General features: G+C 60.9%; 6 protein-coding genes. 4 read left to right on the plus strand and 2 right to left on the minus strand.

Annotation, left to right across the window (positions count from 1 at the left end):
- The first annotated feature begins 186 nt into the window (after positions 1–186).
- The 3 genes from ACOZK4_RS03450 to ACOZK4_RS03460 are packed head-to-tail and all read left to right on the plus strand — an operon-like array spanning position 187 to position 5,634.
- The gene (locus tag ACOZK4_RS03450) at positions 187–945 is read left to right on the plus strand and encodes an ImuA family protein (RefSeq protein WP_421590450.1); all 759 of its coding nucleotides are present in this window, start codon (positions 187–189) and stop codon (positions 943–945) included.
- The gene (locus tag ACOZK4_RS03455; RefSeq protein ID WP_421590451.1) at positions 863–2,377 is read left to right on the plus strand and encodes a Y-family DNA polymerase; all 1,515 of its coding nucleotides are present in this window, start codon (positions 863–865) and stop codon (positions 2,375–2,377) included. Before ACOZK4_RS03450 ends, ACOZK4_RS03455 begins: the two co-directional genes overlap by 83 nt.
- Positions 2,374–5,634 carry an error-prone DNA polymerase gene (locus tag ACOZK4_RS03460; protein ID WP_421590453.1) on the plus strand — a complete coding sequence of 1,087 codons (3,261 nt, stop codon included), beginning with the start codon at positions 2,374–2,376 and terminating at the stop codon, positions 5,632–5,634. The genes ACOZK4_RS03455 and ACOZK4_RS03460 overlap by 4 nt, the downstream gene beginning before the upstream one ends.
- A gap of 45 nt (positions 5,635–5,679) precedes the next feature.
- On the opposite strand, the gene ACOZK4_RS03465 is transcribed toward ACOZK4_RS03460, so the two are convergent.
- A complete protein-coding gene (locus tag ACOZK4_RS03465; protein ID WP_421590455.1) occupies positions 5,680–6,720 on the minus strand; it encodes an RcgR family putative quorum lactone hydrolase in 1,041 nt (346 codons plus the stop codon).
- Positions 6,710–8,326 carry an RcgA family putative transporter gene (locus ACOZK4_RS03470; RefSeq protein ID WP_313526218.1) on the minus strand — a complete coding sequence of 539 codons (1,617 nt, stop codon included), beginning with the start codon at positions 8,324–8,326 and terminating at the stop codon, positions 6,710–6,712. The genes ACOZK4_RS03465 and ACOZK4_RS03470 overlap by 11 nt, the downstream gene beginning before the upstream one ends.
- A gap of 194 nt (positions 8,327–8,520) precedes the next feature.
- Here ACOZK4_RS03470 and ACOZK4_RS03475 point away from each other — a divergent pair, with 194 nt between their 5' ends.
- Positions 8,521–9,294: an SDR family oxidoreductase gene (locus ACOZK4_RS03475; protein ID WP_313526215.1), complete on the plus strand. Its 774-nt coding sequence runs from the start codon at positions 8,521–8,523 to the stop codon at positions 9,292–9,294.
- Positions 9,295–9,373 lie beyond the last annotated feature (79 nt).

Consider the following 9,373-nt stretch of genomic DNA (forward strand, 5'->3'; position numbering starts at 1 on the left):
AAATTTTCCTGACCCTCCATCGGCCAGATATCCCCTTGATGCAGCTAACGGATTCGTTTCAACGGCTTAGCGGCGGCGGGTCATCCGGGGCGGAGGCCCGATTGACTCGTTTCGCCAATCGGAACAAATAATGAACATATCAGCTTGAAGACCTGCTGGAAACCCTGAAGGAGCAACAATTCTGCCGTGGCCAACCATGCCCTCAATCCTGTCCTTGCCGAACTGCGGGAGCGCATTGGCCGCCTCGAAGGCGGCGCGCAACGCGCAAGGCAGACGCTTCCGTTCGGTGTCGCGGACATCGATCGGGTACTGCCTGGAGGTGGGCTGGCCTTCGGCGCGCTGCACGAGGTTGCCGGCGGAGGAGGCGGCACTGTCGACGGTGCGGCTGCGGCGCTGTTTTCCGCAGGCGTCGCCGCGCGGACGAAGGGAAGGGTGCTGTGGTGCATGACGCGCCCGGACCTGTTTTTCCCGGCGATCTCGCAGGCAGGGCTGCATCCCGATCGCGTCGTCTTCTGCGAAAGCGACCGGGAGGAGGAGGTATTGTCGGCCTTCGAAGAAGGGCTGGCCTTCGGTGGTCTGTCCTGTGTCGTCGGCGAACTGGTCCGCCTGTCGATGACCGCATCCCGTCGGCTGCAGCTCGCGGCCGAGATGACCGGCAGCATGGGCATCGTCCTGCGCCGATGGCGGCGACAGAACGAGGCCTCGGACTATGGACAGCCGACGGCCTCGACGACGCGGTGGCGCATCAGCACGGTACCGTCCGAGAAGCTGCCGGTGGCCGGCGTCGGGAGGGCGCGCTGGCTGGCGGAGATAATGCGCGTGAAGGCGGGCGAATGCGCCGAATTTGAAATTGGAGCCCCCGATGACAAGGGTCGTATCTGTCTACTTCCCGCATCTGGCGACCGAACGCATCAGACGCCGCGCTGGCGAAGCCTTGCCGGCTGACAAGCCGCTCGTCGTGATCGCGCGGCGCGGATCAAAGCGCTGGATCTCGGCGGCCGATCCGGCGGCCGCAAAACTCGGCCTGCGCGTCGGCATGCCGGCGAGCAAGGCGCAGGCCATGGTTGCCGATCTCCTGATGATCGACGCCGCGCCCGTCGAGGATGCGGCCGCGCTCGAGCGGCTGGCGCTCTGGGCGCTCCGCCAATATAGCCCGGTGGTCGCCGTCGACGGCGCCGACGGTCTGGTGATCGATACCGAGGGCGCGGACCATCTTCAGGGCGGCGAGGATCTTCTCATCTCTGGGCTGGTCAATCGGCTGCGCGGTCATGGCCTGACGGCACGGGCAGCCGTCTCGGACACATGGGGCGCCTCGCACGCCATCGCCCGGCTGATCTTGGCGGAAACGACCGTTGTTCCGGTCGGGAATGTTGCGAAAGCGGTGGTCGACCTGCGGGTCGTCGCCTTGCGGCTGCCGGCCGAGACAATCCAGGGGCTTCGTGTTCTCGGTATCGATACAGTAGGCCAGCTTTCCGCCATGCCGCGCGCGCCGCTGACCCTTCGCTTCGGCCCGGAACCCGCCCGCCGGCTCGACCAGTTGTTCGGGCGGGTGGCGGAGCCGATCGAGCCGATCCGCACGCCCGAGTTGGTGGAGGTCGTGAAGAATTTCGCCGAGCCGATCGGCGCGCCGGAGACCATCGCCAAATATGTCCGGCGGCTGGTCGGGCAGCTGTCCGCCAAGCTTGCCGAAAATGGCCTTGGCGCGCGGCGCTGCGACCTCGTCATCCACCGCGTCGACAACACGCGCCAGCATCTTCGCGCCGGTCTTGCCAAGCCGGTGCGCGATCCGGCGCGCCTGTCCAAGCTGCTGTGCGATCGTATCGAGAAAATCAATCCCGGTTTCGGCATCGAAAAGCTTGTGCTCGTCGCCGTTTTCGCCGAGGCGCTGGAGGAGCGGCAGGTGGTCTCCTCACTGGTCGAGGAGGAGATTGCCGATATCACGCCGCTCGTCGACATCCTCGGCAATCGCGGTCATCGGCTGTTCCGGGTCGCGCCGGTGGCGTCCGATGTTCCGGAACGCTCCGTTCGGCGGATCCCGGCAACCGCGCCCGATATCGGGCAGACATGGGCCACCAAGTGGCCGCGGCCATCGCGGTTGCTGGCGAGCCCTGAACGTATCGACGTCATGGCGCTCCTGCCAGACCAGCCCCCCGCAGTCTTCACCTGGCGCGGCAAGCGCCGCAAGGTCCTTCGCGCCGACGGCCCAGAAAGAATTTTTGGGGAATGGTGGATGCGGCCGCGCGAATTCCAGGCGGTCAGGGACTATTTCGTGGTCGAGGATGAGCTTGGCGAGCGCTACTGGGTCTATCGCGCCGGCGACGGTATCGATCCGGAGACCGGTTCACATCTGTGGTTCCTGCATGGGGTGTTCGGATGAAATACGCCGAGCTGCAAGTCACGACGCACTTCTCGTTTCTGCGCGGGGCGTCCAGCGCGGACGAGCTGTTTGCGACCGCGGCCGCGGTCGGTATCGATGCGCTCGGTATCGTCGACCGCAACAGTCTCGCCGGTATCGTGCGCGCCTGGGAGGCGTCCAAGGCGAGCGGCGTGCGCCTCGTCGTCGGGTGTCGGCTCGATCTCACCGACGGCATGTCGATCCTCGTCTATCCCACGGACCGTCCGGCCTATTCGCGGCTGACGCGCCTGCTGTCGCTCGGCAAAGCGCGCGGCGGCAAGGGCAATTGCCTGATCGATTTCGCCGACCTTTCCGAGCACGCCGCCGGCATGATCGGCGTGCTAGTCCCAGACGAGGCCGATGAAGCATGCGCGGTACAGCTCCGCAGGATGGCCGATCTCTTCGGTGATCGTGCCTATGTCAGCCTGTGCCTGCGCCGTCGCCCGAATGATCGCGTGCGCCTGCACGGCATCGCCACGATGGCGGCACGCCACAGGGTAAGAACGGTCGTGACCAACGACGTGCTGTTCAACGAGCCGGGACGCCGGCAATTGCAGGACGTCGTGACCTGCATCCGCACCCGCACGACCATCGATGATGTCGGTTTCGATCGCGAGCGTCACGCCGACCGGTTCATCAAAACACCGGAGGAGATGCACCGGTTATTCGCCGACTATCCGCAGGCGCTGGCCCGTACGCGGGAAATCGCCGCGCGCTGTACGTTCGATCTTAAGGAGCTGCAGTATCAATATCCCGAAGAGGCGATCGTGCCGGGGCTCGACGCGCAGCAGTCCCTGATAAAATTTACCTGGGAGGGCGCGGACGTGCGCTATCCCGAGGGTATTCCGGAGAAGGTCCGGAAATCCGTGCGCGACGAACTCGAGCTGATCCGGGCGATGAACTACGCGCCCTATTTCTTGACGGTGTTCTCGATCGTTCGCTATGCGCGGTCGAAGGGCATTCTCTGCCAAGGTAGGGGATCGGCTGCGAACTCGGCGGTCTGCTATTGCCTCGACGTGACGTCCATCGACCCTGATACCAACGACCTGCTGTTCGAGCGGTTCATTTCCCAAGAAAGGGACGAGCCGCCGGATATCGACGTCGATTTCGAACACGAACGACGCGAGGAGGTCATCCAGTGGATCTACGAAACCTATGGCCGGAGCCGATCCGCCCTTTGCGCGACCGTCACTCGCTACCGCGCCAAGGGAGCATTGCGTGATGTTGGCAAGGCGCTTGGTCTACCGGAGGACATGATCGGGCAATTGTCATCCGGGGTCTGGGGCTGGTCGGAAGGGGTTTCGGAGCGTCAGTTGCGGGAGAACAACCTCAACGCCGCCGACTACAGGCTGAAGCTGACGCTGGAGCTGGCGCACCAGCTCATGGGCGCACCGCGCCATCTCGGCCAGCATCCCGGCGGCTTTGTGCTGACCCATGACCGGCTCGACAATCTCGTCCCGATCGAGCCGGCACGCATGGATGATCGGCAGGTCATCGAATGGGACAAGGACGACATCGAGTGCCTCAAGTTCATGAAGGTCGACGTCCTGGCGCTCGGCATGCTGACCTGCATGGCCAAGGCCTTTGCGCTGATGGCGGAGCACAAGGGCGACGTCCGCGACCTCGCCTCGGTCCCGGCGGAGGATCCCCGGACCTATGCGATGATCCGCAAGGCCGACACGCTCGGAACCTTCCAGATCGAAAGCCGCGCGCAGATGTCGATGCTGCCGCGCCTGAAGCCGCGCACGTTTTACGATCTCGTCATCCAGGTGGCCATTGTCCGGCCAGGCCCGATCCAGGGCGACATGGTGCATCCCTATCTCAGGAGGCGTGAAGGTCGCGAGCCGGTAGAGTACCCGACGCCGGAGCTTGAGGCCGTGCTGTCCAAGACGCTCGGCATTCCCCTGTTTCAAGAGTCTGCGATGAAGGTGGCGATGGTCTGCGCGGGCTTTACCGGCGGCGAGGCCGATCAACTGCGAAAATCGATGGCTACGTTCAAATTCTCCGGCGGCGTCTCGAGGTTCAAGACCAAGTTGGTCGCCGGCATGGTGAAGAATGGCTACACGGAAGAGTTCGCCGAGCGCACGTTTTCGCAGCTGGAAGGCTTCGGATCGTATGGCTTTCCGGAAAGTCATGCCGCCAGTTTCGCGCTGATCGCCTACGCGTCGAGCTGGGTCAAATGCCATCACCCGGACGCCTTTTGCGCCGCGCTGCTGAATTCGCAGCCAATGGGTTTTTACGCTCCTGCCCAAATCGTATCCGACGCGCGGACCCATGGCGTTGAGGTCCGGCCCGTCTGCGTCAACGCGTCTCGATGGGACTGCACGTTGGAGGACGCCGGCGAAGGCAGCCTGAAAGCCGTGCGCTTGGGCATGCGGATGGTAAAGGGGCTCTCGACCGCGGATGCCGCCCGGATCGTGGCGGCGCGCGCCGACGAACCATTCGCCTCCGCCGACGATCTATGGCGCCGTTCCGGCGCACCGACGGCGGCGCTCGTCAAGCTGGCCGAGGCAGATGCGTTTTTGCCGTCGCTCAAGCTCCAGCGACGCGACGCGCTTTGGGCGATCAAGGCTTTGCGCGATGAGCCACTCGCCTTATGGAGCGCGGCGGCGGAACGTGAAGCGCGCCAAGTTTCCGAAGCGCAGGAACCCGAGGTTCTGCTACCCGCCATGAGAACCGGGCATGAAGTCGTCGAGGACTACTCCCATGTCGGCCTGACGCTCCGCCAACACCCCGTTTCGTTTCTTCGCGAGGATCTTCGCCGCAAGCGGATTGTGACATGCGCCGAGGCGATGGCCGAGCGGGATGGCCGATGGCTGATGAGCGGCGGGCTTGTCCTCGTGCGTCAGCGCCCCGGCTCGGCCAAGGGGGTCATGTTCATGACGCTTGAGGACGAGACGGGCATCATCAACGCAGTTGTCTGGCCGAAGGTGTTCGAGCGCCAGCGCCGGCTGGTGCTGACGGCATCGATGCTCGCCATTAATGGCAAGATCCAGCGAGAAGGCGACGTCGTGCATCTGGTGGCGCAGCGGCTGTTCGATCTATCCGAAGATCTTTGCCAGCTGGGTGAGCGGGACGAGCAGTTTCCTTTGCCTCACGGGCGAGGGGACGAGTTTGCCCGCGGCAACGGGGCGCCTGACCCGCGGGAGCGACCCAAGGCGTCCGCGCCGCCGCGAGACATTTTCGTACCTGATCTGCTGATCGATCGGCTGAAGGTCAAGAGCCGGAACTTTCATTGAAATTCTGCGGCAATCACCGTTTACCGGTTTACATCCTTTTAAGGCTCACAGTGCTCGTAACCCAAGCTGTGGGTTTGGCCGATTCCTCGCATGCAGAAACCGATCTAAGCTCAAACCTGCCATTAGACTGTAAGGCGGCATTGCCAGTGAATAGTGGCCACAGTTCAAATCCAATATGCGTGGCCTTGCACCGGCGCCAGACAATTTCTGCATGAAGTTCTCTGACACCTCCGGTTTTACCGCTTTGTCCCTCTTTCCTAACACAACCTGGAGATTGAGACCGGATCTTGCCAAACGGTGCCCATAATTCTCCATATTGACATGACACCAGGCTCTTCTCAGATCGGTCAGCTCAATTCGGGGGGCGAGGCAACCTTGTATTGTGCGTGTCGCTCTCCCCGTCCAAACCATATCCGCCAGGCTTCCAGCCGTCAGAAACAACGAGGCTTTCGACACAGTCGAATCGTGCGCGGCGATGAGCCCTGCAACCCACGAGCCTAGGCTCATACCGAGAACAGATATCTGTTTGTAACCCTCGCTCTTCAGCCAGCGTATAAGCTTTCGCCCATCCAAAACGGCCTGCCGGATCGATTGAATCGTTCGGCCAAGACTTGCGCTGAGCATGTAATCAGCGTGCGTGGAGCCCGGGCGGCTACGCTCGAAGTGATAAGGCATGGCAATCTCGACGACGGTAATGCCACGCCGCGAAAGAAATCTGGCAAGCTGGTTGTTTCGCGCCCTCGCATTCCAATGATGAAAAACCACCAGCGCATGATCAAGCGATCCACTCTCGGCTATCTTCGCCCAAACGGTATTGTTTTCCTCAACGTCGGTCGTGATATCCGAGGGAAATTTGAGCCATTCATCTTGCCTCTGAAACCCTTGGTCGCCTCCATCAGGTCGTTCGAAGAAAGACTGATCGGCTTGAGCCTCTTCCGCAAGGAGGCAGAATTCCTCGATGCTCCGAACCTTGTCGGCTCCGGGAAAGGCGAGCTCCGCGTCGAGCGCGAAGGCGGTCGGGTGCTTCCCTTCCTCTCCCCGCCGCGCACGCCGCTCATCCCATCGATCTAGCCATTTATGATACATTTATCTTGGCTCCAAAACCCCGTGCTCGCCATGTTCCGAACCCCGGATTAAACAAGCCATAGAGCGCGGAAAGCACTGATAGCGCCAAAAGTATCGAGAAGCCACGGAACGCATCGATCAACAGATACGATGCAATAAGAAGGGCTACGACCATCGACATTCTCCAGAGAGTCTTGCGAAACCGGGTGTTCAATCCTAAGCGAACACAAGCGAACAAGAATACAATGCTCGTCGAAACAACGATGAGGAGGCTACTATAGTGCGTCGGCATTCTATATCCGGTTGCGACGTTCGGACTAATTCCTCCATGTAGGGCTGAGGACATGTCGCTGATCAACCACACCGCGATGTTCCGGCCAGCAGATGAGAGATAAGAGCTTTGGCCCTTCATGCATATAGCGACCAGGATGCCCAACGCAGTGCATCGGAAAATCGCACACATGGACTTGAAGGCGATCTCGTTGATCTCGCAAAGTTGATGTCCCTCCGGCCGAAGTTTCAGTTTCTTTGTAATTGTCGAGAAATCGTGGGCGATGGTGTAAAGCAGAATTAGGCCAACGAAGAAAATATAAAAGCAAATCGCCATATACGAGTAGGCGAGGCCTGTAAAAATGACCGCCTCGGGCACAGAAATGACATCCGGGCGCACGATCGCTATTTTACCCCAATCTATCGCATAGTCGCCTCCACCTTTCATCAAAGGAAGCAAACACACTTCGGCCCACTGGATCACTCCCGCGAATACGATGCAAACCAGAAAAACAGCCCAGCAGGTGAAGGAAGAACTTACAACAATGCGCGCCCATCCGTTTAGTCTTTCGCCCTGATCGCGTGACGCTCCGACCGCAAAGCGCCCCTCAGATTTCCAAAAGACGAGAAGGTCTATCGTAAAAGCCAGAAACAGCGGCAGCAACACCATGAAGACGAAAGTCCAATTCGGCGCCCAAAGAAATCCAACCTGCTTTGTGACCCCGTCCATCCGTTCGACGTTTGCGCTGTGAATACCAGTCACATAGGACAAAAAGCCAAGGGCGGTGGCGCCCGCAAATACCGCTGCGGGCAGGTTCAACGGGGATCCGCTGCTGAAGAGCGCCTCAGATCTCATTGCTAGCCCTGAAGGACGGGTTTTCCCATCAGCGGCATGGGAAAATTGCACCAGCCCTGCCGCGGACTCTAGGCCGGCGATCTCGGTTGCGGTGGGCGCCAAATCCCGGCCTTCGAATGGCGCACTTCCCGCCTCCCGCTTCCCTTCGCGCCTCTTAGCCGTCAGTCGAGCTTGCGCCGCGCTCAGTTCCATCTGCCATTCGCTGGTTGCGGCCGCATCATCACATCCGAAAATCCTCGCCAGCCACCGGATGTTGGCGGTGCTGATTCCTTTGTCATTGTCCTGGAACCAAAGCTGCACCGTGCGCAGATCGACCCCGACGCGGTTCGAATCAATTTCCGAAATCGCCGCTGCAAGAAGCTCCGGCGTCCACGGTCCTGCGGGAAATCCATCGCTTCCTAAGGGCCGTCCCGCTCCCGCCGCGGCCAATCGTTTGAAGAGTTCTTTGAAATCGCTCCCGTCTTTCGGCGGCGGGAAAAAAAACTTTCCATTGTTCAACAAGGACTTATCGCCTCGCGTTTCGTTTCGTTTCGCTCGATTTCGTGTCGTCTCGTGGCTTCGCCTCCAAAAAGAGGCGTCCCACGGCGCTGGATACCCACGACGATGCGGACCGATCGCGCCGCGCCGGCGGTACGTGACAGATGATTGTGTTTTCTCGTGGTCCTAAGCTCTGAATATTCACGGAGGTGAAGTGAATGATGGAACGGCATGTGGATAAGCCTCTGCGTGGGCAGACAATCCTGGTCACCGGAGCGTCGGGGGGCCTTGGGGCAGCTATTGTCGAGCGCGTCGCCCTGGAGGGCGGACGGCCGATCATTCACTATTGCCAGGACGAGCATACAGCGGAGACGCTGTTGGATCGGATCGACGGCAACGGCCTCGTTCTCCAAGCAGATCTGTCTGACGTCGACGGCCCGTTCGAACTATGGCGGAAAGCAGTTCATTTTGCGGGCCGTGTTCATGGCCTCGTCAACAATGCCGGCATCCGAACCGAAATCTCCATTGAAAGTTCGCCTGGGGACTGGAGAGCGGCGTGGCAGAATGAGTTCCAGGTTAATATTTTCGCCGCCGCCGATCTTTGCAAGGAAGCCCTCCAGCATTTCAGAACCGAAGGGGGAGGGCGCATCGTGAACATAGCCAGCCGTGCCGGCCAACGTGGGAGCGCGTCGGATTCCATCCCCTATGGCGCTGCGAACGCGGCAATGATCAATCTCACCAAATCAATCGCCCGCAGCTTTGGTCGCGAAGGTGCATCCGCGGTGTGTATCGCACCGGGGCTGGTGCGCACCGGTATGGCTGAACACTACATCGCGGCGCAAGGCGGGGAGACGGTGATGGACGAGATACCGGTGGGCGATATGGCCGAGCCCAAAGAAGTTGCAGAGCTTGTCGCCTTCGTGCTGCGGTACGGCCAGGACTCGTTGAACGGCGCGACGCTTGACGTCAATGGCGGCAGTCACATCCGTTGATCGATGTACTTCGTCGCCGCTATAGTGGCAACGGTGTTGTAGCGGTCCGTCTCTATCGGTGGCGATATGCGACACGATC

It is taken from the genome of Shinella sp. M27 (assembly GCF_049199905.1).
Taxonomy (GTDB): domain Bacteria; phylum Pseudomonadota; class Alphaproteobacteria; order Rhizobiales; family Rhizobiaceae; genus Shinella.

Coding starts and splice junctions, on each gene's coding strand:
- ACOZK4_RS03460 (WP_421590453.1), top strand. CDS start 2,374: ATGAAATACGCCGAGCTGCAAGTCACGACGCACTTCTCGTTTCTGCGC.
- ACOZK4_RS03475 (WP_313526215.1), top strand. CDS start 8,521: ATGATGGAACGGCATGTGGATAAGCCTCTGCGTGGGCAGACAATCCTG.
- ACOZK4_RS03455 (WP_421590451.1), top strand. CDS start 863: ATGACAAGGGTCGTATCTGTCTACTTCCCGCATCTGGCGACCGAACGC.
- ACOZK4_RS03465 (WP_421590455.1), bottom strand. CDS start 6,720: ATGTATCATAAATGGCTAGATCGATGGGATGAGCGGCGTGCGCGGCGG.